This is a genomic window from Herbiconiux sp. 320_LB, assembly GCF_059691755.1.
Map to the genome: position 1 here is coordinate 82,518 of NZ_JCAWAD010000004.1, position 25,923 is coordinate 108,440.

The following is a 25,923-nucleotide window of genomic DNA, read 5'->3' on the forward strand; positions in this document are numbered from 1 at the left end:
AGTCACTTTTACGTCCAAGAGTCGGGGTTTGGACGTAAAAGTGACTTCTCGGCGTGGTTGTGAGGGGCGGGGCTACTTGAGGAGGCGGGAGAGGACCCGGTCGGCCAGGGGCTTGCCTCCGGTCTGGCAGGTGGGGCAGTACTGGAGGCTCGAGTCGGCGTAGGTGACCTGACGCACGGTGTCGCCGCAGACCGGGCAGGGCTCGCCGGTTCGACCGTGCACCTGCAGGCCGGACTTCTTCTCGCGCTTCAGCTCCGACGCCGCGAGGCCGTCGGCCCGCTCGATCGCTCCGCGCAGGGTCGACTGCAGCGCCGCGTAGAGCGCCGAGACCTCGTCGGCGGTCATGGTCGCGGGCTTGAACGGCGACATCCGTGCCGCGTGGAGGATCTCGTCGGAGTACGCGTTGCCCACCCCGGCGATCAGCCCCTGGTTGCGCAGCACACCCTTGATCTGCGAGCGCCCGGCCGCGCGCAGGATGCTCGCGAAGACCTCCTCGGTGAACTCCGGCTCGAGCGGGTCGGGCCCGAGCCGCGCGATGCCAGGCACCTCAGCGACGTCTCGCACCAGGTACAACGCCAGACTCTTCTTGGTGCCCGCCTCGGTGATGTCGAGCCCGGCCTCGTCGCCCTCGAGCACGAGCCGCGCGGCCAGCGCCCCCTTGCCAGGCCTGCCGCTCGGCGGTGGAGGCGGGCTCTCTCGCCACCGGATCCACCCCGCCCGAGCGAGGTGCAGCACCAGGTGCAACTCGGCATCGCCCGAGGTGGATGCGGCTGAGTCGGATGCGGGCGGGCTCGATGCTGGTGAGGTGGATGCGGGCGGGGTCGATGCTCGTGCGGTGGATGCGGGCGAGGTGGATGCGGGCGAGGTCACGAAATCCAGGAACTTGCCGTGCCGGGTCACCGCCGAGATGGTGCGGCCGGCCAGGGCCGACACCGGGGGATCGAAGGTCTTCAGTGCCGCGAACGACGCCAGGTCGAACCGCGCGATCGTGCGCCCGACGAGCCTCGCGCCAAGATCGGCGACGAGGGAGTGGACTTCGGGAAGCTCAGGCACACCTCAAGTCTCCGACCCGCCACCGACATCGGCCACCCGGTTCGCCCAGGGCGTCTTCCGCGCGTGCCGGCATCACCCGCACCGCCCCCCGTGCTGCCCCCAGCCCGTGCCGCCCAGGACGCCCACCCTCACACCCCGCCCACACCGATCGGCCCCGGCGGTTCGCCTCGCGTTCACCGGGAGTTGGCCCGCGATCGGGAGACTGCCGATGGCCGCGCCCGGCCACCCTTCCCCGCCTCGAAAGGGCCGCTTCCCATGCGCAGACTCTGGCGCCCCTCCGCCGTCGTGATCACCGCCGTCGCCCTGACGGTCCCGCTGCTGGCCTCGACCCCCGCGCTCGCCGCGAGCACCCCGCTCGCCGCACCGACCGACGCCACCGCGGCGGGCAGCGTCGCCGCCAGCAACGTCGCCGCCAGCATGGCCGCCGCCGACAAAGCTGCCGTCGACAAAGCCGCAGCCACTGCCGCCGACGCTACCCCCACCGCCATCCGTATCAATGAGGTCGAGTCCTCCGGCGGCACCCCCGGCGACTGGATCGAGCTCGTCAACACCGCCGCGACCACCGTCGACGTCTCGGGCCTGGTGCTGAAGGACAACGACGACACCCACGCCCTCACCCTCCCGGCCGCCACCTTGATCGCGGCCGGCGCCTTCCTCGCCGTCGACGTCGACGTCACCGGCGGCTTCGGCCTGGGCGGTGCCGACTCGGCCCGCCTCTTCGCGGCCGACGGCACCACGCTCCTCGACTCCTACAGCTGGACCGCGCACGCCACCACGACCTACGGCCGCATCCCCGACGGCACCGGCGACTTCGTCACCACCGGCGCCCCGACCAAGGGCGCCGCGAACACCGCCGCGACGACGACCCCGCCCACGACTCCGCCCACCGCGCCCCCCACGACCCCGCCGACGACGCCCCCGACCACCCCGGGCGTCCCCGTGCGCATCAACGAGGTCGAGTCCTCCAGCGGCACCCCCGGCGACTGGGTCGAGTTCGTGAACCCGTCCGCCGCATCCGTCGACCTGACCGGCTTCGTGCTCAAGGACAACGACGACACCCACAGCTACACCCTGCCCGCGGGCAGCACGATCGCGGCCGGCGGCTACCTCGTGGCGGGCGAGCCCGAGATGACCTTCGGCCTCGGCGGCGCCGACTCGGCACGGCTCTTCGCGGCCGACGGCACCACGCTCGTCGACTCGTACAGCTGGACCGCCCACGCGAGCACGACCTACGGGCGCTGCCCCGACGCATCCGGAGCCTTCCAGACCACGACCCGCCCGACCAAGGGTGCGGCGAACGACTGCAGCTCGCCGGTGCGCATCAACGAGGTCGAGTCCTCGGGCGGCACTCCGGGCGACTGGGTCGAGCTGATCAACCCGGCGAACACGGCGGCGGACGTGAGCGGCTTCGTGCTCAAGGACAACGACGACTCCCACGCCCTCACCGTCGCCGCCGGCACCACGATCGCGGCCGGCGGCTTCCTCGCGGTCGACGTCGACGTGACGGGCGGATTCGGGCTCGGCGGCGCCGACAGCGCGCGCCTGTTCGCCGCTGACGGCACCACGCTCGTCGACTCCTACAGCTGGACGACCCACGCCACGACCACCTACGGCCGCTGCCCCGACGGCACCGGCGACTTCACCACCACGCTCTCCGCGACCAAGGGTGCGGCGAACGACTGCGAGGGCGGCAGCACCGAGCCCGTCGCATCCGTCTGGCCCGGCGGTGCCGAGGTGAGCACGGTCGACGTGGCCGGCGCGTTCGGCACCAACATGAGCGGCCTGGTCTACGAGGCCGACGCGAAGGCGACCGGCACGGCCGGCAGCACGACCGGCACGACCGGCGGCACGACCCCCGGCGCCGCCCCCGCCCCCGGCACCCTCTGGGCCGTGAAGAACGGCCCCGGCACCCTCTACAAGCTCAGCTTCGACGGCACGAACTGGGTGCCGTCGTCGGCCTCGGGCTGGTCGGCGGGCAAGGTGCTTCACTACGCCGACGGCACGGGCAACGTGGATGCGGAGGGCGTGACGCTCACGGACGCCGGCTCCGCGGGCGGCGTGTTCGTCTCGACCGAGCGCAACAACGACGTCAGCGGCACGAGCCGGCCGTCGATCATCCGCTACGACGCCTCGGCGACCGGATCGAGCGTCAACGCCTCGATGGAGTGGAACCTGGTCGGCGACCTCCCCGCCGTCGGCGCCAACTCGGGCTTGGAGGGGATCACCTGGGTTCCCGATGCGGCTCTGATCGCCAAGGGCTTCGTCGACGAGAGCACCAACGCGGCGTACGACCCGGCCGTCTACGCGAACCACGGCGGCGGGCTGTTCTTCGTCGGCCTCGAGTCGAACGGCACGATCTACGCCTACGCCCTCGACCAGGTCGGCGGCGGCTACCACCGCGTCGCCACGATCCTGAGCGGCTTCGAGAGCGTGATGGATCTGGAGTACGACCCCGCCACGACCCTCCTCTGGGCCGTCTGCGACGACACCTGCCAGGGCCGCACCGCCCTGCTGGACGTTGCTGCCGCCGGCAGCACCACCGCGACCCCCGGCCACTACGCCGTCACCGCGGTGCAGGAGCGCCCCGCCGGGATGCCGAACATCAACAACGAGGGCTTCGCCATCGCGCCCAACCAGTACTGCGTGAACGGCACCAAGCCGGTGTTCTGGTCGGACGACAACGGCACCGACGGCCACGCCCTCCGCGCCGGCACGCTCAACTGCACGGCGACGCCGACCGACCCGGGCACTCCGCCCACGGATCCGGGAACGCCGCCGACCGACCCGGGCACGGGGGCGCCGTCCTCCGGCTCCGGCCTGGTCGCCATCGACGAGTCGCTGCTGACGGATGCGAACCGCGGCGCGGTCTCGACCGTCGCCTCCGCGGCCGCCGGCTCGTCGGTCACGGTCACCGTGGGTGCCGGGCACGCCGGTGAGCAGGTCGACGTCTGGCTGCACTCGACGCCCGTGCACCTCGCGCGGACGACCGTGTCGTCGGCCGAAACCGTCTCGGTCACCATTCCCGCCGGAACCGCGGCCGGCGCGCACCGCCTCGTGGTGCTGGCGGCCGACGGTACGCTGATCGGCTGGACCGATATCACCGTCACCGCTGCCGCCGCCGAGTCGGTGCCGGCGGGTGTGGCCGGGGGCAACGGCTCCGGTTCGGGCTCGGGCTCGGGCTCGGGCTCCGGGTCGGGGGCGCTCGCGTCGACCGGGGCCGAGACGCTGGTGCCGCTGTCGCTCGCGGTGCTGCTGCTGGGGGCGGGCGCGGCCTTCGTCGTCATCCGTCGCCGGCGCGCCTGAGTCTCACCCGTCTCGGCTCCGTCGAGACGTCACAAATGGTCCTTCCCCGCCTGGGGTGGGACCATTCGTGACTTCTCGGTGCGGCGGTGCGGCGGTGCGGCGGTGCGGCGGAAGCGCGTGCGGGCGCGGGCCTCAGGGCAGGCGGCGGAGGGAGTTCTCGGGGTCGAGCTTCTGCAGCAGCAGCGCCATGATCGTGTCGAGCTGGCCGACCTGCTCGTCGCTCAGCGCGTCGATCACGTGCTCGCGCACCGTGCGCACGTGGCCCGGAGCGGTCTCGACGACCTTCGCCCAGCCCGACTCGGTCAGGTGCGCGTTCGTCGCCCGGCGGTCGCTCGGGCACGGGACGCGTTCGACGTAGCCGCGCGCCTCGAGGCGCGAGACCACGTGCGAGAGCCGGGGGAGCGTCGAGTTCGTGGTGGCCGCCAGCGCGGTCAGGCGCAACAGGTGCTCGGGGGCCTCGGAGAGCTTCGCCATCACGAGGTACTCGAAGTGGGTGAGCTGGGCGTCGCGGTGCAACTGGGAGTCGAGCACGGCCGGCAGCAGCTCGACGACCGACTCGAAGCGGATCCAGGCCCGCAGCTGCTCAGGCGTCAGCCACTCCACCCCGTCCATGCTGCAATCCTAGGTCCTTGTCCCGACAACTATTTGGCACCGCCGACTGTCCGCGAGCCGTCACTTGTTGTCGCTATCCCATGGGTTTAGCGACCACAAGTGACGGGTCGCGGACAGTCGTGCGGGGGCTAGTGCCGGCGGAGGCACGCGAGGGCCCACTGGCGCACCTGCCCGGGGCGGGTGGTGGTGCAGGTGGAGAGGAGGGCGGTCGACAGCTCCTCCTCCAGTTCGACGACGATCTCGCCGCCCGCATCCGCTCTCGTCTGCGCCTCGGCGTCCGAGCCCGCATCCGCATCCGAACCCGCATCCGAACCCGAGCCCGCATCCGCATCCGTGCCCGCATCCGCATCCGTGCCCGCATCCGCATCTACCCCGGCCGCGAGGCGCACGGTCCAGCGGGCGGTGCCGCCGCCGTCGTGCCACTCCTCCGCGAGCGGGGCGTAGGCGTCGAGGCGGTCGTCGCCGTACTCGGTGCGGGCGAAGTGCTGGGCCGCCTGCACCGGATGGGTGAGCGAGCTGCGCCCGCGGTAGAACTCCTCGACGACCCGCCCGTCGAGGTAGGCCTCGGCGATCGTCGCGGCGTCGCCGTCGTCGACCCGCCCGTAGTAGAGGCCGTGCGGAAAGAGCACCATCGTCCCGGCGAAGCGGTCGCCGCCGAGGTGCGAGCACTCCCAGGTCTCCTCCGGGTAGGCCTCGGCGAGCCGGGTCACGACCTGGCGCCCGCGCACGGCGCAGCACTGGTCGTGGCGGGCATGGGCGCAGACCGCAAAGACGGGCCGGTCGGATGCGGTGCCCGCCGAACCGTCCAGCGGCACCTCGAGCAGGTCCTCCGGTGACGAGACCTCGCCCCAGCGCACGGTCTCCCGGCCCGGGCGGGAGTCGACGAAGGCCCACTTCCAGCTCGTCTGCTCGGGTCGCCGGCCGGTGCGACGGATGGCGAGCGGGCGCATCCCGGCCGCCTCGATGCGGGTCACGAGCGCGCGCCCCAGCTCGGTGTCGAAGGGCGGGTCGAGGAAGGCGCGGGTGCCCCAGGCGCCGGAGATCTCGACCAGGAACCACTGCAGCCCGCGCGACCCGGTCGCCGCGAGCGGGTCCATCCGCTCGCGCGAGCGGTCGCTGCACGGAGCCCAGCCCTCCGGCGGCAGACCCGTCGAGGGCAGCGCCGTCGTCATCGGCCGGTGCCCCTCATCGTGCTGCGCCGCGGTGCCGCGGGCAATCCAGCCTCGGCCGCACGTGGAGCCGCTGCCACTCGTGAAGCCGCTGCGGCCCATAAAGCCGCTGCCGCCCGTGAAGCCGCTGCCGCCCCTGAAGCCGGGGCAACCGGTGCAGCCCCGGCAGGTGCTGCAGGGGCTGCCGCATCCGATCCTGCGTCACCGAAGCGATCACGCGGGAACCAGGATGCCCTCGCGCAGCAGCCGCCGCGCGACCACGACCGCGCTGGCCGGGTCGAGCCCGGCGAACGCGCCGAGGGCGACCTCGCCGCCCTCGTGCACCTGCCGGATCGCGGCTGACGCCTCGGCCGGCAGCGAGACGGTCTTCGAGGCGGTGCGGATGCGCACGGTCTCGCCGTCGGCCGAGAGCGAGACGGCGGCGTGCAGCGAGCCGCGCCAGCGCACCCGCGAGTCGGGGCCGAGGGCGGCGATGAAGTCGACCGTCGCGAGCGGCGACACCGGCTCGGGCCGCGTGGCCGACGCGAACCGCGCTGCGAGCCGCTTCGACACGATCGCGGCCGCCTCCGTCGCGCCCGTCGTATCCGGGGAGGTGGAGGCTGCCCTACCGGCGGCACCCGACGCCATTCCCGCGAAAGCCTCCTGCAAGGCCGCGAGCGTCTCGTCGACCACCGCCTGCAGTGCGACCGGGTCTGAGAAGTCGAGGCCGGCCGGCAGCGACGAGCGGAGCGCCGCGACGTCGCCGAGCGAGCCGATCAGCGCCTGCACCACGTCGGCGCGCGTGTAGGCGGCGACGCCGATCGTGAGGTGAACGCTCGTGCCGCCCAGTGCCTCGGCCGAGTGGATCCAGCCGCGCGGCAGATAAAGGGCGTCGCCCGGCCGGAAGACGGCGTCGATCACGGGTGCGTGGGTCGCGGCCTCCGCGACCGCGGCGCGATGATCGCCCCACGGCTGGTCGCGCAGCGGGTCGGGATGCACGGGGGCGTGGATGCGCCAGTGCTTCTCGCCCGCGATCTGCAGCACGAAGACATCGTGCACGTCGTAGTGCGGGTCGAAGCCCCGCGAGGACGCGGGGGTGATGTAGGCGTTCACCTGCACCGGATGCCCGAGGTCGTCGACCAGCCGCCGGGTGAAGTCGATCAGCGGCGGCCAGGTGCGGTGCAGGCCCTGCAGCACGATCGTGGCGCCGCCTGCGAACTCGGCGAGCACCTTCTCGGAGCTGACCTGGTCGCCGACCTCGGCACCGAATCCGCCGGGCGCGGTGTACGAGGCGGGGGAGAGCACCGAGCCCTCCTGGGCCATCCGGATGAACGGGGTGCGCAGACCGCGCTCGCTCACGAGCTCGTCCACCGCCGCCTCGGTCAGCAGGTCGTCGAAGCCGCCGCCGAGCGTCGACGCGAGAGACAGGAGCGGTCTGCGGCCCCAGTACTCGTGGTCGAACTCCTGGGGATCGACCGAGATGCAACGGGAGAGCGCGGGCCGGGCGACCGACCCGCGCTCGAGTCCAGTCGTCACGCCGAGCCGTCGGCCCCGCCGTCGTGACCACCGGGGTTGGCGCCGCCGTCAGCGGTGCCCTCGCCCTCGTCGGCCGAGCCGTCGGCTCCACCGTCGTGGCCGTCGGGGTTCGCGCCGCCGTCAGCGGTCCCTTCGCCGCCCGCAGCGGAGCCGTCGGCTCCACCGTCGTGGCCGCCCGGGTTCGCTCCGCCGTCAGCGGTTCCCTCGCCGCCCGCAGCTGCGTCGGTCGTGATGTCGTCGTCGTCGATTGCCATCTGATCTCCTCTCACCGCCGGCATGATGCCGTCGCTCGAAGCGTACGCCCGACCCCCGACGCCGCGCATCCTCCCCTTGTCGCATCCCGGATGCGCGCATCCCGACGCCGCACGATGACGCCGAGCGGCGCGACGCCGCAACCCGACGCCAAGCATCCCGACACCGCCATCCGCCCGCCCCGATGGGGAGCGCTCCCCATCGACCCGGGGCCGCCCGCGTCGATAGGGTCGGGCGACGGTCCCGCACGGGACGGGGAAGAGGCCCGCATGAGCAGCGCACCCGATTCGAGCAGCCCGGGCCCCGGAACCCCGCCGCCCTACCCCGCGACCGCGATCGCCGCCGCATCCGCTCGCCTGCCGTTCCCGTCGTGGCCGGTCTGGCTCGTCTTCGCCCTGCTCCTCGTGCCGAGTCTCGTGATGCTCGGGGTGCTCGGTCTCACGAAGGACGGCGCCGAGACCCTGCTCACCGCCCAGCGCGACGCGGTCGACCGCAATGTCGTGGTCACCGGCGTCCTGAGCGACGTCGACACCAGCTCCGGGCTGCCGAACACCACCGGCTACTACGACGTCGAGGTGCCCGACCCGAAGACGGGCGCCATCGAGACGATGACCTTCGCAGGCGGAGAGCACTGGGGCTTCCCGCCGTCGTCGGACTATCCCGAGCGCATCGATTTCCTCGTCGTGCTCGACGACCCGCCTCGCGCCGTGACGCACGGGCCCGTCGGCGCCGTCGAGGCCGTCACCCACCAGACGCTCCAGGATGCGGAGGACGGGTTCGCCGGCGCCCGCGCGGTGTGGGTGGTGGGCATCGTCGTCTTCTGGGTCTTCACCCTCGGTCTGCCCGCCCTCGGCGTGGTGCTCGCCGTGCGCCGGCGCCGCGCGAAGCGGCGACGAGCGGTGCCCGTCATCGTCTAGGGACTCCCGACTACCGAGATCCGTCTCGAGGGGCAATCGTGCGAGCGGGCGGCCGCGAAAACTTTTTCAGGGATGGCGTGACGAATCACCCGTTCGTCGCGTCTCACCTGTAGAAGCACGAAACACCCCGGATCGAACCGGGGCCGACCCCGAAGGAGTACCACCATGGCCACCACGCCCACCCCCACCACCCCGGCTGTGAAGACCACCACCCCCACCACGACCGGCACCCCCGGCGCCACCACGACCTCGACCACCCTCGGCAAGACCGTGATCGACGACGGCGTCGTCGCGAAGGTCGCCGGCATCGCCGCCCGCGAGTCGCGCGGCGTGCACGCCCTCGGTGGCGGAGCGGCCCGCGCGTTCGGAGCCATCCGCGAAGCCGTCGCCGGCGCCGACAAGAGCCAGGGCGTGAGCGTCGAGGTCGGCGAGACCCAGGTCGCCGTCGACGTGACGCTCGTCGCCGAGTACCCGGCGCCGCTGCAGGAGATCGCCGACGGCGTGCGCTCCAACATCATCCGCGCCGTCGAGTCGATCGTCGGCCTCGAGGTCACCGAGGTCAACGTGACCGTCAACGACGTGCACCTGCCCTCCGACGACGCCGACGAGACCGCTGAGGCGCGAGTCCAGTGACCGCCACACGCACCGGCATCCTGGTCGGCGCCGTGCTGGCGCTGACCTGGGTCGTCGTCGGATTCTGGGCGTTCTTCTTCGTCGCGATCGCCATGGCGGTCGGCGCCGTGATCGGGCGGATCGTCGAGGGCAAGCTCGACGTGTCCGAGCTGATCGGGGCGTTCCGAGGAAAGCGTTCGTCGTCATGACGACCGCCGCGACCACCGTCGCGGCCCGCCCCCTCCCCGGCACCGCCGGCGACCGCGGTCGCAACCGCATCGCGTCCCGGGCCCTCACCCGAGTCGTCACCGCCGTGACGGCGGAGGCCCTGGGCGTGGCGGCGGCGCGGGTGGGGGTTGACCTGGCCGACGAGAACGGAACCCTCGTCCTCACGGTCACCACCCCCATCCGGGTCGTGTCGCTCGACCGGGTCCGCGACGGGGCCGTGGGCCGCTCCGTGGGCACCGTGCTCGACCGGGCCGCCCGCGCGCAGGAGATCATCCGCGACCGGGTCGGCCTGATCACCGGCTCGACCGTCGGCCGCGTGATCGTGAGGCTCTCCGGAGCCGACATCCAGAAGGAGGAGCGGGTCCGATGAGCCAGATCCCGACGACTCAGGCCGCGGCGACATCGTCCCGGCAGACCCAGCCGGGGACGAGCCGATCGCAGCAGACCCCGCCTCCGGCGACCCCGCCGCGGAGCGTCTACCGGCGCATCGCCCGCCGCGAGACCCACTCCCCGCGGTCGCTTTCGGCGATCGTGATCGCGATCCTCGTCATCCTGGCGCTGGCCTATCTCGGCACCGAGATCGTGCTGGCCCTGCTGGGAGCCCCCGCCCTGCTGGTCGCGCCGTGGGACCTGTTCATCTCGGCGGTGGACCTCGTCGACGCACCCGTCGGTGTCGTCGCGGTCGCGGGCATCCTCGTCGCCGTCATCGGCCTCGTGCTCGTCGTCACGGCGATCGCGCCGGGGCGGCGCGCGAGGCACCTCCTCCAGGCCGACCGCACCGTGGTCGTCGTCGACAACGAGGTGATCGCCTCGGCCCTCGCCCGGCACGCCTCCCGCGCCGGCGACGTCGACCCCGACAACACCACCGTCTCGGTCACCCATCGGGCAGCGGAGGTGCGGCTCACCCCGACGACAGGCATCCCCGTCGACCGGGCCGCCGTCGTCGAGGCGGTCACCGAACAGCTCGACTCGTACGGGCTGAAGCCCCCGGTGCGCCCTCGGGTGCACCTCAGCGAGACAGGAAGGATCGGCGCATGAACAGCACCAACCGGGTCGCCAACCGGCTCTTCGTGCTCGTGATCGGGCTCGTGCTCCTCGTCGTGGGGGCCGCGGGCGCCGTCGCGGCGCTCGTGCCCGGGATGCGGGATGCCTGGAAGAGCGCCACCGGTCCGGTCTCGTCCCAGGTGTCCGAGTGGCTGCAGCAGACGCCCCTCGGCGGCACGGGGGTGAGCTGGATCATGCCCGCCCTGCTCGTGCTCGCGGTGATCGCGGTCATCGTGCTGATCGCGTTCATCGTGCGTCAGGGGCGCGGCCACACCGGCGTCGCCATCGACGAGCAGACGACCGAGCACGGCACGACGATCGTCGAGTCGTCCTTCGTCGAACAGGCGCTGCAGGATGCGCTCGGTCGCCGATCCGAGTTCGTCGCCTCGCACATCAGCACCTACCGCGTGAAGCGCACCCCGGTGCTGAAGATCTCGGTCACCTGCCGACGCGGCGTCTCGCCGAGGGACGCCGCGACCCTGGTCGAGGACGTCGTCCGTGCCCTCGACGAGCTGCTCGGCCGGCCGCTCCCCGCGCTGGTGCAGATCAGTGGCGGGTTCCGGGCTCGCGTGAGCTCGACCACCCGCCTGCAGTAGCCGACCGACCCGGGGCTCCACGAGCATCCGGGCCCCGCACCCGTGCGATCGGTCGGCCCCCCCGGGCGAACGCCCGGCCCGCACCCGGGCAGCCGCCCAGCCCCTCGCCCGGGTTCCGAACCCGGGTCCCACAGACGCGTGGCCGCCATCCCCACGGTGGTGGCCACGCTCGGGTTCGGCCGCGGCACTGGCGCGGCGGCCGCGATCACGGTGCAATGGAGTCCGGACGCAGACGCGGATGCGGATGCGGATGTCGACACGGACGCGGATACGGTCGTGCACACTGTTGCGGGATGCCTGGGCATCCGAGAGGGGACTGAACATGGGGGCAGCACCGGGCTGGTACGACGCGGGGGTGCCGGGCCGGCTCCGCTGGTGGGACGGCACGAGGTGGACGGAGCACGAGACGCCCGTCACCGCGCCCCAGGAGGCCGCAGCTCCTGTCGCGACCGCGCCTCCGGCGGCCGTTGCCCCGCACGTCACCGCACCGCCGGTGACCACGCCGCCGGCGACCGCGCCATCCGTAGCTGTTCCGCCGGTCACCCCAGCGCCCGTTGCCCCGACCCGGCCCCAGCCGCGGTTCGGTGAATACGCGGAGCCGCAGGCCTACCAGCAGCCTCAGTCTTACCAACAGCCGCAGGCGTATCAGCAGCCCCAGGCCTACACGCAGCCGTACGCACCTCAGCAGCCCTACCAGCAGCCCCAGCCCTACCAGCAAGCCCAGTCCTATCGGCAGGCCCCCGCGGGCCCGCCGATGGGCTGGTACCCCACCGCCTCCGACCCGCTGCGCTGGTGGGACGGCTCGAAGTGGAGCGGACTCCGCGTCAAGAACGGCGTGCCCGGCACCGACTGGGCCACCTCGGAGCAGCCGGCGGCGGCCTGGGCCCTCGGCGTGGTGTTCGCCGTGCTGGCGCTGACCCAGTTCGCCCTGGGTCTGCTCACCCCGGGCCCGGCGATCAGCGGTGTGATGATGCTCGCGCTCGCCGTGCTCTGGTTCCTGATCGCCGCGAAGGCGAGCGCGCTCCGGCGCCTTCCGGCCCCCACCGGGGAGCCGGTCGTCGTCGACGCGGTGCAGCCGCTCCCCGGTGCCGCCGAGGCGCCGGGCGCCGGCTGGTACCCGATCGCGCCGCGCGTCTCGCGCTGGTGGACCGGGGCGCGGTGGTCGCAGTACATCGACACCGCCTTCGGCGTGCGTCCCACCTTCCACGGCGCCCGCTCCTGGCGGCTCTTCCGCATCGTGCTCTGGGTGCTCCTCGGCCTGGGCCTGCTCGCCGTCGTCGTCGGGATCGTCCTGATGTCCCTGGCCTCCGAGCCGGTGGACAGCCTGCTGACCGTCATCGGCGTCTTCCTGCTGATCTCCGGGATCGTCGTGGCCGCGGTGAGCGGCCTGATGTTCGCCTTCTCCGGCCGCACCCGTCGCCTGCTGCTCCTGCCGGACACGCCGCCGCAGGGCCTGCCGATCGGATGACCGGCCGCCCCTAGGCGAGACCCCCGCCCGGGCGTAGCGTGAGGCCCCTCGACCCCGAACAACCCGGGCCGGAGCCCCCATCGAAGGCTCACCGAAGACTCACCGCACAACCCCGAACGGAGCATCATGACCGCCGACGACGACATCTCGACCCTCGCCGACCTGCTGGACGACTTCCCCATCACGATGATCGTCACGCTCGACGACGACGGCAAGCCGGTCTCGCAGCCCTTCGCCATGCAGCAGCAGCACCATGCCTTCGACGGCGATCTGTGGTTCCTGGTCAGCGCCCAGTCGTCGACGGCCAAGCGGATCGCGGGCCACCAGGTCGTGAACCTCGCCTTCGGTTCGAACGACTCCTGGGTCTCGGTCACCGGCCACGCCGAGCTGACCTCCGAGCAGAGCTACATCGACCAGATGTGGGACACGAGTGTCGAGGCCTGGTTCCCCGGCGGCCGCACCGACCCCGACATCCGCGCGCTGATCGTGCACACCGACTCGGCCGAGTACTGGGACACCCCCGGCTCCACCATCGCCACGGTCTTCAGCCTCGTGAAGTCGAAGGTCACCGGAACACCGATCGAGATCGACAACGAGAAGATCGAGCTCTAGCCCTTCGACGCGGTGGGGTTCCCGGATGCCGCGGACCCCACCAACCGGAGCTCGACCGGGCCGCGCGCCGTCGACGGATCGACCACCCGGCCCTTCTGCCGCCACTGCACGAGTCCCTGCGCGGCCAGCCGCCGCGCCGCCCGTCGGACCTGTTCCCGCCGCGCCGCCGGATCGGAGTCGGCAGCCGGCCCACCCTCGCGCATCCCGAGCCCATCGAGGTCGACGGATGCTCCACCCGGCCTAGCTCGCAGTGTCGCGACGATCATTCGCTCGAGTGCGCGATCCTCATCGGTCACGCCGCGGCGTCGACAGCTGGTCGAGCAGTACCGCACCTCGTCCCACGACCCGGCCCACTTGGCACGCCACTGGATCGTGCGCCCGCAGGAGGCGCAGAGCTTCGGGGCGGGGCTACCGGGCCGCGGCGACGAACCGCGCGAGGTGGGCGAGCGGCCGCTAATACGCGTCCGGCCAGTCGAAGGCGGGGAAGGCGGCGAGGTCGCCCTGATCGAACGACGACGGCTGGATCGGGCTGACCCGCTGGAGCACGACGGTCGTCGACGGCGTGATCAGGACGTCGGCCTCGGGACCGAGAAGCGGCTCGAGGTGCACGAAGTCGCCACCCCGGCGCACCGCATCCAGGATCGCGTCGGACGCGGCGGTCGCCTCCTCATCGGAGAGCAGGAATTCGCGGGTGTTCGCGAACAGACGGCACGGCACGGCTCTCCTCCCACGTGAGTGACTGCCACGATACGCTCTCTCGACCATCGCGCACCCGCTTGACAGCAGACGGGGATGGTGCGTCGCGCGATCAGTGTTCTGCGGGGGCGATGGTCTCGTCGGTGACGACCAGGCCCGCGCTCGAGTTGGCCGACAGGGCGAGCGTCTCGGCCCACTCGCGGTTGATCGGCGGAGCCTGCGACCCGTCGTAGCGGAATCGGATCGACACGCCGTTGTCGATCCACATCACGTTGCGGCCACCGCCCTCGGCGGGGGGAATGACCCAGGAGAGGAAGAAGGCCTCGCTGCGCCGCAGCTTCATGCCGATCACGGCCTGCAGGTGGGCGAGGAGCCTGTCGGAGAGTTCGAACTTCGCTTCACCGCTGTAGAAGAGGGTGCCCACCCGACCCGCCTTTCGTGACCACGTCGTCAGCGACCGGTTGCGTCGCTGCGCGTGATCTCCATTATTCTCTGTCGGTGCCGTTTTGACGACCGAGAGACGGCCACCGCCAGTTGCGCTGACACCCGAACCGCACCAGGCTGGTGCAAGCGAGCCCGTCTTCGGGTTCGCCCCGGTGCAGCCCGACCGGCCAGGGAGCGGATGACATGGGAAAACTGATCTACGACTCGACGATGACGGTCGAATTCGACGATCGTGTGCTGGCTCACATCCACACGGTCATCACCGCCAAGCTCCGGCGGGGTGAGTCCTTCAGCTTCACCTGGAAGGACGACCCCGAGGCCGGCGACGGGCGCACGGCCATCTGGTTGCACCCCACCATCCCGGTGGCGTTCAAGTTCTACGGCGGCCGGGCTCCCCTCCTCAACCGAGCCTGGGTCGAAGCCCTGATGCTCGCGGCCAACTCGCCGCAGGGGCTCCACCTCGTCCCCGAGCCGGAGCATTCGGATGCGGCGCCGATGGACGCGACGGTGTCCGGATCATGAAGCGCATCGACATCGTCTACGACGGCCGCGACTACAGCATCGGCGACCAGGATCTCGACGCGCTCCAGGCGCGTATCGACGTCGCCCTCACGACGGGGCAGCCCGACTGGCTCGAGGTGAACTTCGGCGAAGGACAGGTGCGCCAGGCGCGCATCCTGATCGCCCCGGGCGTCTCGATCTCCCTCCTCCCGGTACCCCCGCAGGACTGAGCCCGGGCCGTCGGACGACCGGCGGAGGCTCCGTGTCGGCGGGCACGAACGATTTGGCGACCCGCTGCGGTCAGGGCAGGATCGAAGCGAGGAAACATCACCGCGCGCCGGGGCCGGACGCGCGATCGCAACGACGGGGGAGGGGTTCTCGGTGTCAGGAGAGTCAGGGGAGACGGTCGCGGGTTGGTACCCGGACCCGTGGGACGCCCAGCGGCAGCGGTACTGGGACGGCGGGCAGTGGACCGAGCACGTGCATCCGGCACAGCCCGTCGTGTCGTCGGCGGACCCGGCGACCGCGGGGGGCGCGGCGACCGCCCCGGCACCCGCCTCCGCACCCGCGGGAGCTGCGACGCCACCCGTCCCCGCCCGGCCGAAGCGCCGCCGGGGCCTGATGATCGGGCTCATCGGCGGCGGCGTCGCCGTGGTCGCGGTGCTCGCGCTGGTGGCGACCTTCGTGGTCGTCCCCGCCTTCTCCTCGAAGGACACCGCGCTCTACACCGACCGCTCGACGCTCTACGACTACACGGATGCGATGCTCGGCCTCGAGCGCGACCACGAGTTCGTCTACGACGTCGACTACGACCTCGACGCGGTCAACCTCGCCCACATGGAGTCGCTCGGGCAGACCCCGGGAGAGCGTGGCGGTCCCGACGACTGGGCCGTGCAGGTCTTCTACGACGCCGCTCTGACCAAGCCCGCCGAGTTCCAAGCCTTCCAGATGGATCCCGGAGCCGACATCACCGTCTCCGGCGGAGAACTCGGCACGGCCTTCGGCGAGAACGCCCCCGAGGGCGGTCGCGCGCTGATGGACGAGACCGACGAGGGCTACGACGGCTACAAGGTCGCCGACTGGGGCTTGCACGACGAGTACTTCCTCGTCACCCGGGTGGAGAAGGACGGCACGCCGAAGGCCAAGCCCGTGGTCACCCGCTTCACGGTGACCTCCGAGCTCGCCGCCCCGGACGTGACCTTCAGCGATCCCGGCGCCGACGGCACGATGAACATGTCCTGGGATCCGGTGGAGGGTGCGGATTCGTACATCATCGTCTCCAACGGCGACGCGACCGGCGACGAGGATGTGATCACCCTCGTCGCGGAGGTCGACGGCACCGAGTGGTCCAGCGCCTCCGACGTCTACGACGTCACCGACGCGCCCTGGGTCGACCAGCAGAACACGGCCCTCCAGGCCTTCAGCTACCGCGGCGGGTCCGACGACCAGCAGCTGGGCAACCCCTCGGACGAGTACGAGGAGAATCTCGGTCAGGCGTTCGACCTCGGCGTGATCGCCACCGACGGCAGCCACTACTCGCCCTACGTCCCGCACGACCTGGTGCGCACCTCGGGCTCCCTGCCCTACGAGGTCGCCTTCAACTCCAGCCGCGCCCTGAAGAACTGGGGCGCCAGCGGGTACATCGAGGGCATCGAGAACGTGCAGACGATCCTCCCCTTCACCGCCATCGACGGCCGCACCCGCTCCACGGTCGCGTACATCGACCCGAACGGCGTGCTCGACTACGGCGACCGCTGGATCCTGCCGCTACGGGGCCGAGGCACCCAGCTCGGCGAGTGGATCCCGATCACCAAACGCTCGACCCCCGATCCCTCCGCGGCGATCGCGCAGTTCAACGCGGCGGCCCAGGCCGCGGCGCCGGACACGGGGTTGCCCCGGTTCGAGGCCTACGCGCCCCCGGAGGACACCGACTCCGAACCGCTCGCCGAAGCGCCCCCGACTGACTACCCGGTCTACGGCAGCACCGAGTTCACCCGGTACCTGGCACAGCAGATGATCGCGCAGACGAAGTCGATCGACATCTCGGCCTACGTGGATGTGCCGGGTGCGCCGGATCCCTACGACGCGGCCGAGGAGGCGACCGCCCAGAACCCGTACGTGTTCAACGTGAACTACGTCGGGCTCCGTGACGGCGGCGACACCCTGCTGGTGACGTATTCGTTGCCGACCGAGGAGGTGAAGACGCTGCAGGCGAACCTGAAGCAGAAGGTCGACGAGGTCGTCGGGGCGGTGATCACCGACGGCATGACGGATGCGGACAAGGCATCCGCGCTCAACGACTGGCTGGTCGCGAACGGCGAGTACAACGACGCCGCCTTCGAGCAGATGCAGGGCGAACAGAAGATCCCGCTCGGGCTCGAGGCCGCCTGGAACGCCTCGGGCATCCTGTTGCAGGGCACCGGCGTGTGCGCGAGCTACGCGGCGGCCTACACCGCGCTCGCGAACGCCGCCGGACTGCAGACCGTGGTCGTGACCGGCGACGTGTTCTCGGGTGGCCGGCACGCCTGGAACAAGTCGCTCGTGAACGGCACCTGGCTGGCGGTGGACACCACCTGGAACGACGGCGGCGACCCCTCGGCGTACCTGATGATCCCGGATTCCGGGTTCACCGGCAACGCCGAGCGCGCGGAGGACGACCGGTGGATGATCGACCCCTCCATCCCGGCCTACGCCACGCCCTGACCCGGATCCGCTGATCGACCGACGGCCGCCCGGCGCCTCGTCGCGCCGACGCTCAACGGCCGGGCAGCTGGCCGAGCGCCTGCGAGCGCCCGGCCAGCAGCTCGGCGTAGGTGCCGTCGCGCTCGGCCCAACGCAGCCGCTGGGCGGCCTGCACGACGATCTCGTCCGGCGTCGGGGTCTGCGCGAGCAGGTCCATCACCTCGTCGAGGTAGGCGTCCAGCGGCAGGGCGGCCGGGTTGACCTTCTCCTGGCCGGCGGTGGCGACCGCGGGCGGGACGAGCTCGGTGACGGTGACGCCGGTGCCCGCGAGCTGGGGCCGGAGCGCCTCGGTGTAGGCGTGGACGCCGGCCTTCGAGGCGCCGTAGCTCGGCATCAGCGGGAACGGCAGGAAGCCGATGCCGGACGAGACCGTGATGATGTCGGCGCCCCGGGGTGCGCTGCCGCCGCGCTCGATGAGGTGCGGGGTGAAGGCGTCGAGGGCCCGGATCGTGCCGACCAGGTTGACGGCGATCGTCGTCTCGGCGGTGGCGAAGTGGGCGGGGTCGCGGAGATCCTCCATCAGCAGCACCCCCGACATGGTGACCAGGAGGTCGAGGTCAGGGTGCGCCTGTAGCACCTCATCCCGGGCCCGCTCGACCGAGGCGGCATCGGTGACGTCGATGCGGACGGTCTCGAGGTCGGTGACCTTCGCGGTGTCGCGCCCGCCGACGACGACGGAGCCGCCCGCCTCGGCGAAGCGGCGCGCGAGGCCGAGGCCGATGCCCGAGGTCCCTCCGATGACGAGAACGGTGCGGTTGCGGATGTCCATGGTGGCTCTGGACCCTTCTGATCGGTGACGGTGTCAGGCCAGCCTCGCCCCGCGCATCCGTCGCTCAGGAGTCCCCGCTGTTCCGGGGAGTGCCAGGGCCCCCTCTCGGTCGGCGGATGCTCGCTAGGGTCGGATCATGGATGCTGCGCCCCCGACGAACCCGCTCGGCGAGTACCTGCGGGCCCGGCGCGCGCTGGTGTCGCCGGAGCGGGTGGGGCTGCCCGGCGGGCCGCACCGACGGGTGGCGGGGCTGCGTCGCGAGGAGGTCGCGCTGCTCGCGGGCATCAGCGCCGACTACTACCTGCGCCTCGAACGGGGTCGCGACAGCAATCCCTCGGTGCAGGTGCTCGAGGCGCTGGCGCGGGTGTTGCAGTTGGACGACGTCGAGACCGCCCATCTGGTCGGCCTCACCTCCCCACGACCGCGCACCGCTCGGCCGCGTCGCACCGAACGGGTGCCGGAGAGGCTGCACCACCTGCTCGCCGCGCTCGAGGTGCCCGCGTTCATCGAGGGGCGGTACTTCGACGTGCTCGCGTCGAACCCCGCGGCGGTCGCGCTCTCGCCTCGGCTCGTGCCCGGGCAGAACCGCCTGCGGTCGCTGCTGCTCGATCCGGAGGAGCGCGAGTTCCAGGCCGACTGGGAGGAGGCCGTCGTCTCCTTCGTCGCCGCCGCGCGCAACACGCTGGGTGAGGACGTGGGGGATCCGCGCGCCGTCGAGCTGATCGGTGAGCTGTCGATCGCGAGCGCGCGCTTCCGCACGCTCTGGGCCCGGCACGACATCCGGGAGCTCGCGGGAGGGACGGCCGTGGTGCGCCACCCCGTCGTCGGCCCGCTGACCCTGCACCGCGAGAAGCTGCCGGTCGGCGACCTCATCCTCGTCGTCTACTACCCCGAGGCCGGTGGGGAGGCGGCGGAGAAGCTGCGTCTGCTGGGGGCGCTCGGGGCCGGGGCCGGGGTCCGCGAGTAGCGTGCCCTCCGAGTATGCGCCGAGCCGGGCGGTGCCGAGCCGGACGGTGCCGGTATCGCTGACGCGGGATCTGCGATGCAGAATCAGCGCTGCCGGCGCACGCCGTGCATCCGTTCGCCCCGGTCAGGGCTTCGTGGCGATTCCGTCGAGCCAGAGGGTCTCGGACTCGTCGCGGTGGGTTCCCGTGGTGCCGACGTGCTTCTGCGGCGCGGCCGGGCCGTTCTTGATCACGTGCACGAGCGCCATGGCGTGCCCGCGGCCGAGCCCGTAGTCCTCGGCGAGCCAGGCGACGACGTCGCCCGCCTTGACACCCGGCCCGTCGAATCCGCGATCCTTCGCTTTCGCCAGGATTTCACGCGGGGTGAGTCCGGTCTTCTTCTCGATCGTGTCGAGGTACGCCTGGAACGACATCGTTCTCCTTGCTGGTCGTCGGATCGGGTGGGGTGTCAGCGGCTTGGTTCTCCCGGTCAGCTTCCGGCTGCCACAGCTCGATGCGGTTGCCCTCGGGGTCGGTGACCCAGCCGAAGGCCCCGACGCCGTCCATCGTCTGCGTCTTCTCGTCCACGTCCGCACCCGCCCGGCGCAGCTGCTCGAGCATCGCCGCGAGATCCCGCACGCGGAAGTTCAGCATCACCCGCTGCTCGGGGCGCCCGAAGTAGTCGCTGCCCTCGTCGAAGGCGGCGAAGACCGTCGGCCCGGCCTGCTGCTGCCAGCCGCCGAACTCGTCGGTCTCGAGCCCCAGCGCATCCCGATACCAGCCCTGCAGTGCTGAGGGGTCTTTCGCGCGGAGGAAGTGCCCGCCGATGCCCAGAATGCGTTCCACGCGGCCATTATGGCGTGGTGCGGGGGGTGGCTTCTAGGGGCTGGGCCGGGGCCGCGGCGGGGGCGAGCCTAGCGGCGGAAGTACGCGTTCGCGCGGCGGGTGTAGAGCAGGACGAGCCCGATCACGGCGAGCACGCCGCTGACGATGGCCTGCCCGACGCTGGCCGGCGCGCTGACGAGCAGGTAGAGGGCGCTCGCCAGGTTGAGCGCGAGCACGATCGTGGTCAGCACCCGGGCGAGCTGGCTGCCGCGAAGCAGGGCCGCGCCGACGATCACGGTCACGATGCCGAGCACGATCGACACGACGGCGATCGCGGTGAGCGAGCCCGCCGAACTCGGGGCGCCATTCACCTCGGCGGTCGTGGAGGCCGTGAACAGGCCGATCACGCCGCCGATGAGCTGGAGCGCCCCCGAGATCCAGACGATCACGGCGACGAGAGTCACTCCACCAGGTCGTTTCACGGTCGTTCCCCCTTTCGGGCCGCCGCGGTGCGGTCGGCATCGAGCATCACCCTAGTCGGCGGGCGCGCACCTCGCAGCGGGAAGCCGGGGGACCGGGGCGATCAGGGGAAAGTCATATGACATGCTGGGTCTCGTGGCCGAAACGCGCATCCTGCCCGCCCCGGAGATCGTGGCGCGCAACAATGTCACGGTGAGCGGCCCGGCCGATGCCCCCGTGCTCGTGTTCGCCCACGGCTTCGGCTGCGACCAAGGCATGTACAGCCGCATCCTGCCGTTCTTCGTCGAGACGTTCCGGGTGGTGCTCTTCGACCACGTCGGCTCGGGCGGCTCGAACCTCGACTCCTACGACCCCGTCGAGTACGGCTCGCTCGACCGCTACTCCACCGACCTCCTCGAGATCTGCGATGCCCTCGAACTCACCGACGTCACGCTCGTCGCTCACAGCGTCGGCACGATGATGGGAATGGCCGCCGCCGTCCGGCGCCCCGACCTCTTCACGAAGCTCATCCTCCTGGCCCCCTCCCCGTCGTACCTCGACGATACGGCGACCGGCTACGTCGGCGGCCTGTCGTCAGATGACGTCAGCGATCTCCTCGAATCCCTCGACGACAACCACTTGGCCTGGGCGTCGACGATGGCCCCGGTCGTGATGGGCAACCCCGACGCCCCCGAACTCGTCGACGAGCTCGAACAGACCTTCTGCCGAGTCGACCCGCGGGTGATGCGGACCTTCGCCCGCGTGACCTTCCTCTCCGACGTGCGCGAGCTGCTGCCCCTCGTGACCACCCCGAGCCTCGTCGTGCAGTGCTCCGACGATGCGCTCGCCCCGCTCTCCGTCGGCGAGTACCTGCACGAGCAGCTGCGGGGGAGCGAGCTCGTCGTCCTCCGCGCCACCGGCCACGTGCCTCAGGTGAGTGCGCCCGCCGAGACAGCGGGCGTGATCCTCGAGTACCTGGGCGCCCGAACGGCATGACCGAACGCGCCGCGCCCGGGTCCGAAATCGAGATCGACTTCGAGACGCTGTTCCGGGCCGCGCCCGCGGGATCCGTCATCACCGACGCCGCGCACACGATCCTCGACGTCAACGACGCCTTCTCGACCTGGACCGGACTCGACCGCGCGAGCCTGATCGGCACGTCGTTCCTGCGATTGCTGCCGGTCGGAGACCGAATCCTGTTCTCCACCCGTGCGCAGCCGCTTCTCGACCTGACCGGGCGCATCCCCGAGACCGCCACCACGATCCTCGGCCGCGACAGAACGCCCCTTCGCGCGGCCCTCGGTGCATCCCGTTTCGGCACCGACCCCGCGGTCACGGTCTACCTGATGGGGCCGCGCCGTGAACGCTCGTCCGAGGAGTCGCTCCTCCTCTCGGCCGTGCACCGCGCAGAGGATTCGGATGCCCGGCGGCAGGAGGCGGAACGCGACCTCGAGCACCAGACGCGCCACGACCAGCTCACCGGCCTCCCCAACCGGGCCGGCCTCCTCGCCGCCCTGCCCGGGTTCGACGCCGGGCAGGAGCTGACGGGCTACTGGATCGGGCTCGACCACTTCAGGGTCATCAACGAGAGCCTCGGTCGAACGGCGGGTGACGAGATCCTCACGATCATCGCCGGGCGTCTGCAACAGCGCCACGCGACGGATGCTCTGCTGGCGCGGGTAGGAGGAGACGAGTTCGTCGTGCTCTCCGCCGACGCGGGGCACGCGGAGGCACTGCTCGAGCTCGTCGCCGAGCCCATCCAGGTCGAGGAGCTCGAGATCGTGGTCACGGCGAGCATCGGGACCGCGACGGCCTCCGGCCCTCCGCTCGCCACCGCATCCGCTCTCGACCCGGCGGCTGCGCCCTCGCCGGGCGCCTTCGACCCCGTGGCGGCCGTCGGTGCGGTGCTCCGCAACGCGGGCATGGGCATGTACGAGGCCAAGGCGGCCGGCCGAAACCGGTGGAAGCACGTCACGGCCGATACCGACGACTCGGCCGTCGACGAGATCCGCCTGCTCGGCGAGATCCGCGCCGCGATCGCCGGCGATCAGCTGCGGCTCGATTACCAGCCCCAGCTCGACCTCCGAACGGGGAGGCCGTACGGCTTCGAGGCCCTGGTGCGCTGGGAACATCCCGATCGGGGTCTGATCGGGCCGTCCGGGTTCATCGACGTGGCCGAGAAGACCGGGCTGATCAGTCAGCTCGGCACTTGGGCCTGCCGCACGGCGATCGCGCGGATGAGCGAGCTCGACCGGCTGGCCGCCGAAACCGCAGAAGCCTTCGATGCCGGCGATGTCGTCGAAGCCGTCGGTACCGCCGATGCCGGCGCCGATGCGGCCACCGAGGCCGGGACCCCCGGTGACCCGCCCGTCCACGCCGCCGCCCGCACCCCCGTCCACATGTCCGTCAACATCGCCGCCCGCCAGCTCAGCGACACCCACTTCGCCGAGACCGTCGAATCCCTGCTCGCGGCGACCGGCGTGCGCCCCTCGCAGCTGACCCTCGAGATCACCGAGACGGGAATCATCACCGACGCGCCCCAGGCGCTCGAGAACCTCCGCCGGCTCAGCGGCCTCGGCATCCGGCTCTCGATCGACGACTTCGGCACCGGTCACGCCGGCTTCTCCTACCTCAACGACCTCCCCGTCGACGAGATCAAGATCGACCGCTCCTACATCGCCCAGCTCGACACCTCGCCCGAGGCGGCCGCGATCGTCGTGAGCTGCATCGACCTCGCCCATGCCCTCGGGCTCACGGTCGTCGCCGAGGGCGTCGAGACCGAGGCGCAACTCGCGCACCTCACCGCGCTCGGCTGCGACGTCGTGCAGGGCTACCACTATTCTCGGCCCCTGCCGCCGGATGCGGTCATGCCGTTCCTGCGCCGGGAATCCGAGGCTGCGGCCACACCCGATCGTTGAGGTCCTAGACGAGCACCGTGTAGACCTTGGCGATGCGGCCGTCGCGGATGAAGCAGGCGTCGAAGCCGCGCACGACCGGGTCCTGGCCCTCGGGCCCGAAGTTCCAGGCGAGGTAGCCCATGTCGTGGTTGACGTAGACGGGGCCGGCCGGAGCGAACACGAAGCCGGGCGCCCCCTCGAGGAGCTTGCCCGCCTTCGCGTCGAGCGCGTCATAGCCCTCGACGACCTCGTCGGGGTCGAGGAACACGACGTCCTCGGTGTAGGTGCGCTCGATCGCCGTGCGGCGCAGCGCGGCGTCGCGCTGGCCGAACACCTCGAGGAGGTTGGCGTTCATCAGGTCTTCGGTGCTGTTCGTCATGGTTCTCTCCTTCGTTGTGGCGGATGCGAGTGGGAGCGCGGTACTGCGACAGGAACCACGCTACGGGTGCGGCGGCCGCCGGTCGATCCTTGTGCGAGGCCGCGGGGCCGCGGGGCAGCGGAGCCGTGAGCCAGTGAGCGCGCGAGGCCTTGCGCCCGGGCGCACGCGAGGCCGCGGGTCGGCATGGTGGCGTGGCGGTGAGCACGCGAGGCGGCGAGCCCGCGCGACGTCGTCTTCATCGTCGGGCTGAGCGCCACGGGCTTCGACGCTGCTCTCCGGGATCGGAGGCCCGCCACTCTTCACCGCCGCATCTCGCGCGGGTACCCTGGCAACGCACCGGTGAACCACTCCGCACGCGTCGAAGGAGAGCAACGGATGAGACCCCTGCGCTACGGAATCAACGTCACCCTCGACGGTTGCGTGCATCACGAGGCGGGCATCGCCCCCGACGACGAGTCGATGCGCTTCTGGACCGCACAGATCGCCCGGGCGGATGCGGTGCTCTACGGCCGTGAGACCTACCGGATGATGGAGTCGGCCTGGCGCCGGCCTGGCTCGGGGGAATGGCCCGACTGGATGACCGAGCGGGACATCCCCTTCGCCGAGACCCTCGACGCGGCGAAGAAGTACGTCGTCTCGAGCACCCTGCCCGAGGTCGACTGGAACGCCGAGCTCGTCCGGGGCGACCTGGAGCAGACGGTCCGTCGTCTCAAGGCCGAGCCAGGGGAGGGCCTGTCGGTCGGCGGTGTCACGCTGCCGCTGGCCCTGGCCGACCTGGGCCTGATCGACGAGTACGCCTTCGTGGTGCATCCGGTGATCGCGGGTCACGGGCCGACCGTGTTCGCGGGTCTGCGCGAGCGGCTTAAGTTCGAGCTCATCGATCGCCAGGAGTTCCAGTCGGGCGCAGTGGCTCTGCTCTACCGGCCTGCCGCCACGTGAGCAACCGTTCTCCGGCGGCACGCAGCGAGACTGGCCACTCAACCAGCAGTTGATAATATGTCAGCTATGCTGCACACAAGAAGGCCCGAGGTGGTAAAGTCAATCCATCACGACCGGTTCCGCCTACTCAGTAGGTCCAGGGCCGGTCTTCGCTTTGACCGGGGCGTGCGCTCGTGCCGGGTGTAAAGCAGTACCGGGATTACGACGATCTGATTGATCTGTTGGTCGAGCGGGGCATGTATGTCGGTGACCGCGAGAGTGCGGCTCGTGATCTCAAACGCGTCAGCTATTACCGTCTCAGCGGCTATTGGTATCCATTTCGAGAGCTCGAGAATGGGATCCGGCAGGACGACTTTTACCCAGGCACGACCCTTGCATCTGTGTTGGATCTGTATCGGTTCGACCACAGTTTGCGGTCGATGGCTTTCGCGGCTCTGGGCGGTATCGAGTTGGCCGTGCGGGCGTCGCTCGGTCACGCTTTGGGAGCCTTGGACGAATGCGCTCACCTGCGTCAAGACTGCCTCGGCCCAACGGCGCAAGGCGACTCCCACGACGAGTGGGTGGCGAAGTTGGAACGGGCCCGTAAGTCGGCTCCTGGCTGAAGTCACTTAACGTCGTTCGAAACGTGTGCGCTCATCACGGGCGACTTTTCAATCGTGTCTTCGCCATAGCGCCGAAGCTTCCGTCGCTCGGTCGCTTTCCTCAGCTCGACGAATGCGGGCCCTTTACCCGCGCGTTCGGGCATCTCTCGATGATCCAGTTCCTGCTCGAGCAACGAGGCCTCGGCAAACTCAGTGTGCTACCGGCCGTGCTGAGAAGCTTCCCTGCGATGCCCACCGTCACCATCAAGCACCTCGGTGCCCCTGAGAGTTGGGCGGAGCTTGATCTCTGGACTAGTCATTGATCGAGAGCTGGATGACCGAGCTGGCGGCATGACAAGCGCCTTG

Annotated in this window: 31 protein-coding genes and 1 pseudogene; 18 read left to right on the forward strand and 14 right to left on the reverse strand. The window is 71.2% G+C overall.

Going from position 1 to position 25,923, the window contains the following annotated elements; genetic code table 11:
* Positions 1-72 precede the first annotated feature (72 nt).
* Positions 73-1,053, reverse strand: a complete 981-nt coding sequence (locus AC59HU_RS11750) for an Fpg/Nei family DNA glycosylase (protein WP_497223605.1) — start codon at positions 1,051-1,053, stop codon at positions 73-75.
* A gap of 255 nt (positions 1,054-1,308) precedes the next feature.
* Between AC59HU_RS11750 and AC59HU_RS11755 the strand changes: the two genes are divergently transcribed.
* Positions 1,309-4,356: a lamin tail domain-containing protein gene (locus AC59HU_RS11755; protein ID WP_497223607.1), complete on the forward strand. Its 3,048-nt coding sequence runs from the start codon at positions 1,309-1,311 to the stop codon at positions 4,354-4,356.
* A gap of 132 nt (positions 4,357-4,488) precedes the next feature.
* Here AC59HU_RS11755 and AC59HU_RS11760 read toward each other — a convergent pair whose 3' ends face one another.
* The 4 genes from AC59HU_RS11760 to AC59HU_RS11775 all read right to left on the reverse strand — a co-directional run bounded on the left by AC59HU_RS11760 (position 4,489) and on the right by AC59HU_RS11775 (position 7,906).
* The gene (locus AC59HU_RS11760) at positions 4,489-4,968 is read right to left on the reverse strand and encodes a MarR family winged helix-turn-helix transcriptional regulator (RefSeq protein WP_497223609.1); all 480 of its coding nucleotides are present in this window, start codon (positions 4,966-4,968) and stop codon (positions 4,489-4,491) included.
* 128 nt (positions 4,969-5,096) lie between these two features.
* Positions 5,097-6,140, reverse strand: coding sequence for a ferredoxin family protein (locus AC59HU_RS11765; protein ID WP_497223611.1), 1,044 nt, complete (start codon positions 6,138-6,140; stop codon positions 5,097-5,099).
* 210 nt (positions 6,141-6,350) lie between these two features.
* Positions 6,351-7,652: a cupin domain-containing protein gene (locus tag AC59HU_RS11770; protein ID WP_497223613.1), complete on the reverse strand. Its 1,302-nt coding sequence runs from the start codon at positions 7,650-7,652 to the stop codon at positions 6,351-6,353.
* Positions 7,649-7,906, reverse strand: a complete 258-nt coding sequence (locus AC59HU_RS11775) for a BatC protein (protein ID WP_374892951.1) — start codon at positions 7,904-7,906, stop codon at positions 7,649-7,651. The genes AC59HU_RS11770 and AC59HU_RS11775 overlap by 4 nt, the downstream gene beginning before the upstream one ends.
* Positions 7,907-8,173: 267 nt before the next feature.
* Between AC59HU_RS11775 and AC59HU_RS11780 the strand changes: the two genes are divergently transcribed.
* From AC59HU_RS11780 to AC59HU_RS11815, 8 genes are all read left to right on the forward strand, one after another.
* Positions 8,174-8,821 carry a hypothetical protein gene (locus AC59HU_RS11780; RefSeq protein ID WP_497223615.1) on the forward strand — a complete coding sequence of 216 codons (648 nt, stop codon included), beginning with the start codon at positions 8,174-8,176 and terminating at the stop codon, positions 8,819-8,821.
* Positions 8,822-8,986: 165 nt separating this feature from the next.
* Positions 8,987-9,454, forward strand: a complete 468-nt coding sequence (locus AC59HU_RS11785; RefSeq protein ID WP_497223617.1) for an Asp23/Gls24 family envelope stress response protein — start codon at positions 8,987-8,989, stop codon at positions 9,452-9,454.
* Positions 9,451-9,642 carry a DUF2273 domain-containing protein gene (locus AC59HU_RS11790; RefSeq protein ID WP_497223619.1) on the forward strand — a complete coding sequence of 64 codons (192 nt, stop codon included), beginning with the start codon at positions 9,451-9,453 and terminating at the stop codon, positions 9,640-9,642. The genes AC59HU_RS11785 and AC59HU_RS11790 overlap by 4 nt, the downstream gene beginning before the upstream one ends.
* Entirely contained in the window at positions 9,639-10,031 is a 393-nt protein-coding gene (locus tag AC59HU_RS11795) for a hypothetical protein (protein WP_497223621.1), read from the forward strand. Before AC59HU_RS11790 ends, AC59HU_RS11795 begins: the two co-directional genes overlap by 4 nt.
* Entirely contained in the window at positions 10,028-10,699 is a 672-nt protein-coding gene (locus AC59HU_RS11800; protein ID WP_497223623.1) for a DUF6286 domain-containing protein, read from the forward strand. Before AC59HU_RS11795 ends, AC59HU_RS11800 begins: the two co-directional genes overlap by 4 nt.
* Complete coding sequence (locus AC59HU_RS11805; protein WP_497223625.1) at positions 10,696-11,301, forward strand: hypothetical protein; 606 nt, start codon at positions 10,696-10,698, stop codon at positions 11,299-11,301. Before AC59HU_RS11800 ends, AC59HU_RS11805 begins: the two co-directional genes overlap by 4 nt.
* Positions 11,302-11,623: 322 nt before the next feature.
* Entirely contained in the window at positions 11,624-12,769 is a 1,146-nt protein-coding gene (locus AC59HU_RS11810; protein WP_497223626.1) for a DUF2510 domain-containing protein, read from the forward strand.
* A 126-nt stretch (positions 12,770-12,895) separates the two neighbouring features.
* Positions 12,896-13,381: a pyridoxamine 5'-phosphate oxidase family protein gene (locus tag AC59HU_RS11815; protein ID WP_497223627.1), complete on the forward strand. Its 486-nt coding sequence runs from the start codon at positions 12,896-12,898 to the stop codon at positions 13,379-13,381.
* Here AC59HU_RS11815 and AC59HU_RS11820 read toward each other — a convergent pair.
* From AC59HU_RS11820 to AC59HU_RS11835, 4 genes and pseudogenes are all read right to left on the reverse strand, one after another.
* Positions 13,378-13,677, reverse strand: a complete 300-nt coding sequence (locus AC59HU_RS11820) for a DUF3253 domain-containing protein (protein WP_497223628.1) — start codon at positions 13,675-13,677, stop codon at positions 13,378-13,380. The genes AC59HU_RS11815 and AC59HU_RS11820 overlap by 4 nt on opposite strands.
* A gap of 15 nt (positions 13,678-13,692) precedes the next feature.
* A pseudogene (locus AC59HU_RS11825) lies at positions 13,693-13,887 on the reverse strand (DUF2256 domain-containing protein); the annotation flags it as partial.
* Positions 13,835-14,098 carry a hypothetical protein gene (locus AC59HU_RS11830; RefSeq protein WP_497223629.1) on the reverse strand — a complete coding sequence of 88 codons (264 nt, stop codon included), beginning with the start codon at positions 14,096-14,098 and terminating at the stop codon, positions 13,835-13,837. The pseudogene AC59HU_RS11825 and the gene AC59HU_RS11830, both read right to left, overlap by 53 nt.
* 91 nt (positions 14,099-14,189) lie before the next feature.
* The gene (locus tag AC59HU_RS11835) at positions 14,190-14,501 is read right to left on the reverse strand and encodes a DUF7882 family protein (protein WP_497223630.1); all 312 of its coding nucleotides are present in this window, start codon (positions 14,499-14,501) and stop codon (positions 14,190-14,192) included.
* Positions 14,502-14,704: 203 nt separating this feature from the next.
* Here AC59HU_RS11835 and AC59HU_RS11840 point away from each other — a divergent pair, with 203 nt between their 5' ends.
* From AC59HU_RS11840 to AC59HU_RS11850, 3 genes are all read left to right on the forward strand, one after another.
* Positions 14,705-15,043 carry a DUF7882 family protein gene (locus AC59HU_RS11840; RefSeq protein WP_497223631.1) on the forward strand — a complete coding sequence of 113 codons (339 nt, stop codon included), beginning with the start codon at positions 14,705-14,707 and terminating at the stop codon, positions 15,041-15,043.
* A complete protein-coding gene (locus AC59HU_RS11845) occupies positions 15,040-15,252 on the forward strand; it encodes a hypothetical protein (protein ID WP_497223632.1) in 213 nt (70 codons plus the stop codon). Before AC59HU_RS11840 ends, AC59HU_RS11845 begins: the two co-directional genes overlap by 4 nt.
* Positions 15,253-15,403: 151 nt before the next feature.
* Positions 15,404-17,725 (forward strand): DUF2510 domain-containing protein, encoded by a 2,322-nt coding sequence (locus AC59HU_RS11850; RefSeq protein WP_497223633.1) that lies wholly within the window; start codon positions 15,404-15,406, stop codon positions 17,723-17,725.
* Between the two features lie 52 nt (positions 17,726-17,777).
* Here AC59HU_RS11850 and AC59HU_RS11855 read toward each other — a convergent pair whose 3' ends face one another.
* Positions 17,778-18,533, reverse strand: coding sequence for an SDR family oxidoreductase (locus tag AC59HU_RS11855; protein ID WP_497223634.1), 756 nt, complete (start codon positions 18,531-18,533; stop codon positions 17,778-17,780).
* A gap of 136 nt (positions 18,534-18,669) precedes the next feature.
* Here AC59HU_RS11855 and AC59HU_RS11860 point away from each other — a divergent pair, with 136 nt between their 5' ends.
* Positions 18,670-19,500 (forward strand): helix-turn-helix transcriptional regulator, encoded by an 831-nt coding sequence (locus tag AC59HU_RS11860; protein WP_497223635.1) that lies wholly within the window; start codon positions 18,670-18,672, stop codon positions 19,498-19,500.
* A gap of 123 nt (positions 19,501-19,623) precedes the next feature.
* Here the strand turns inward: AC59HU_RS11860 and AC59HU_RS11865 are convergent, their stop codons facing one another.
* The 3 genes from AC59HU_RS11865 to AC59HU_RS11875 all read right to left on the reverse strand — a co-directional run bounded on the left by AC59HU_RS11865 (position 19,624) and on the right by AC59HU_RS11875 (position 20,766).
* Positions 19,624-19,911, reverse strand: a complete 288-nt coding sequence (locus AC59HU_RS11865; RefSeq protein ID WP_497223636.1) for a DUF4287 domain-containing protein — start codon at positions 19,909-19,911, stop codon at positions 19,624-19,626.
* Positions 19,853-20,323: a VOC family protein gene (locus AC59HU_RS11870; protein ID WP_497223637.1), complete on the reverse strand. Its 471-nt coding sequence runs from the start codon at positions 20,321-20,323 to the stop codon at positions 19,853-19,855. Before AC59HU_RS11870 ends, AC59HU_RS11865 begins: the two co-directional genes overlap by 59 nt.
* Before the next feature lie 68 nt (positions 20,324-20,391).
* Complete coding sequence (locus AC59HU_RS11875; RefSeq protein ID WP_497223638.1) at positions 20,392-20,766, reverse strand: DUF7144 family membrane protein; 375 nt, start codon at positions 20,764-20,766, stop codon at positions 20,392-20,394.
* Between the two features lie 151 nt (positions 20,767-20,917).
* Here AC59HU_RS11875 and AC59HU_RS11880 point away from each other — a divergent pair, with 151 nt between their 5' ends.
* Together AC59HU_RS11880 and AC59HU_RS11885 are read left to right on the forward strand one after the other, a co-directional pair.
* Positions 20,918-21,757, forward strand: a complete 840-nt coding sequence (locus tag AC59HU_RS11880) for an alpha/beta fold hydrolase (protein ID WP_497223639.1) — start codon at positions 20,918-20,920, stop codon at positions 21,755-21,757.
* Positions 21,754-23,679 (forward strand): putative bifunctional diguanylate cyclase/phosphodiesterase, encoded by a 1,926-nt coding sequence (locus AC59HU_RS11885; protein ID WP_497223640.1) that lies wholly within the window; start codon positions 21,754-21,756, stop codon positions 23,677-23,679. Before AC59HU_RS11880 ends, AC59HU_RS11885 begins: the two co-directional genes overlap by 4 nt.
* Positions 23,680-23,683: 4 nt before the next feature.
* Here the strand turns inward: AC59HU_RS11885 and AC59HU_RS11890 are convergent, their stop codons facing one another.
* A complete protein-coding gene (locus AC59HU_RS11890) occupies positions 23,684-24,037 on the reverse strand; it encodes a nuclear transport factor 2 family protein (RefSeq protein ID WP_497223641.1) in 354 nt (117 codons plus the stop codon).
* Positions 24,038-24,412: 375 nt separating this feature from the next.
* On the opposite strand from AC59HU_RS11890, the gene AC59HU_RS11895 reads away from it, so the two are divergent.
* The 3 genes from AC59HU_RS11895 (at position 24,413) to AC59HU_RS11905 (ending at position 25,880) form a co-directional block, all read left to right on the forward strand.
* Entirely contained in the window at positions 24,413-24,976 is a 564-nt protein-coding gene (locus AC59HU_RS11895) for a dihydrofolate reductase family protein (RefSeq protein ID WP_497223642.1), read from the forward strand.
* A 173-nt stretch (positions 24,977-25,149) separates the two neighbouring features.
* The gene (locus AC59HU_RS11900) at positions 25,150-25,578 is read left to right on the forward strand and encodes an Abi family protein (RefSeq protein WP_497223643.1); all 429 of its coding nucleotides are present in this window, start codon (positions 25,150-25,152) and stop codon (positions 25,576-25,578) included.
* Positions 25,575-25,880 carry a hypothetical protein gene (locus tag AC59HU_RS11905; RefSeq protein WP_497223928.1) on the forward strand — a complete coding sequence of 102 codons (306 nt, stop codon included), beginning with the start codon at positions 25,575-25,577 and terminating at the stop codon, positions 25,878-25,880. Before AC59HU_RS11900 ends, AC59HU_RS11905 begins: the two co-directional genes overlap by 4 nt.
* Positions 25,881-25,923: the final 43 nt, after the last annotated feature.

What these genes read in the sequence shown, in the direction of transcription:
- AC59HU_RS11755 (WP_497223607.1), top strand. Translation starts at nt 1,309, where the DNA reads ATGCGCAGACTCTGGCGCCCCTCCGCCGTCGTGATCACCGCCGTCGCC.
- AC59HU_RS11760 (WP_497223609.1), bottom strand. Translation starts at nt 4,968, where the DNA reads ATGGACGGGGTGGAGTGGCTGACGCCTGAGCAGCTGCGGGCCTGGATC.
- AC59HU_RS11765 (WP_497223611.1), bottom strand. Translation starts at nt 6,140, where the DNA reads ATGACGACGGCGCTGCCCTCGACGGGTCTGCCGCCGGAGGGCTGGGCT.
- AC59HU_RS11775 (WP_374892951.1), bottom strand. Translation starts at nt 7,906, where the DNA reads ATGGCAATCGACGACGACGACATCACGACCGACGCAGCTGCGGGCGGC.
- AC59HU_RS11780 (WP_497223615.1), top strand. Translation starts at nt 8,174, where the DNA reads ATGAGCAGCGCACCCGATTCGAGCAGCCCGGGCCCCGGAACCCCGCCG.
- AC59HU_RS11785 (WP_497223617.1), top strand. Translation starts at nt 8,987, where the DNA reads ATGGCCACCACGCCCACCCCCACCACCCCGGCTGTGAAGACCACCACC.
- AC59HU_RS11795 (WP_497223621.1), top strand. Translation starts at nt 9,639, where the DNA reads ATGACGACCGCCGCGACCACCGTCGCGGCCCGCCCCCTCCCCGGCACC.
- AC59HU_RS11800 (WP_497223623.1), top strand. Translation starts at nt 10,028, where the DNA reads ATGAGCCAGATCCCGACGACTCAGGCCGCGGCGACATCGTCCCGGCAG.
- AC59HU_RS11805 (WP_497223625.1), top strand. Translation starts at nt 10,696, where the DNA reads ATGAACAGCACCAACCGGGTCGCCAACCGGCTCTTCGTGCTCGTGATC.
- AC59HU_RS11810 (WP_497223626.1), top strand. Translation starts at nt 11,624, where the DNA reads ATGGGGGCAGCACCGGGCTGGTACGACGCGGGGGTGCCGGGCCGGCTC.
- AC59HU_RS11815 (WP_497223627.1), top strand. Translation starts at nt 12,896, where the DNA reads ATGACCGCCGACGACGACATCTCGACCCTCGCCGACCTGCTGGACGAC.
- AC59HU_RS11840 (WP_497223631.1), top strand. Translation starts at nt 14,705, where the DNA reads ATGGGAAAACTGATCTACGACTCGACGATGACGGTCGAATTCGACGAT.
- AC59HU_RS11845 (WP_497223632.1), top strand. Translation starts at nt 15,040, where the DNA reads ATGAAGCGCATCGACATCGTCTACGACGGCCGCGACTACAGCATCGGC.
- AC59HU_RS11855 (WP_497223634.1), bottom strand. Translation starts at nt 18,533, where the DNA reads ATGGACATCCGCAACCGCACCGTTCTCGTCATCGGAGGGACCTCGGGC.
- AC59HU_RS11860 (WP_497223635.1), top strand. Translation starts at nt 18,670, where the DNA reads ATGGATGCTGCGCCCCCGACGAACCCGCTCGGCGAGTACCTGCGGGCC.
- AC59HU_RS11865 (WP_497223636.1), bottom strand. Translation starts at nt 19,911, where the DNA reads ATGTCGTTCCAGGCGTACCTCGACACGATCGAGAAGAAGACCGGACTC.
- AC59HU_RS11885 (WP_497223640.1), top strand. Translation starts at nt 21,754, where the DNA reads ATGACCGAACGCGCCGCGCCCGGGTCCGAAATCGAGATCGACTTCGAG.
- AC59HU_RS11890 (WP_497223641.1), bottom strand. Translation starts at nt 24,037, where the DNA reads ATGACGAACAGCACCGAAGACCTGATGAACGCCAACCTCCTCGAGGTG.
- AC59HU_RS11895 (WP_497223642.1), top strand. Translation starts at nt 24,413, where the DNA reads ATGAGACCCCTGCGCTACGGAATCAACGTCACCCTCGACGGTTGCGTG.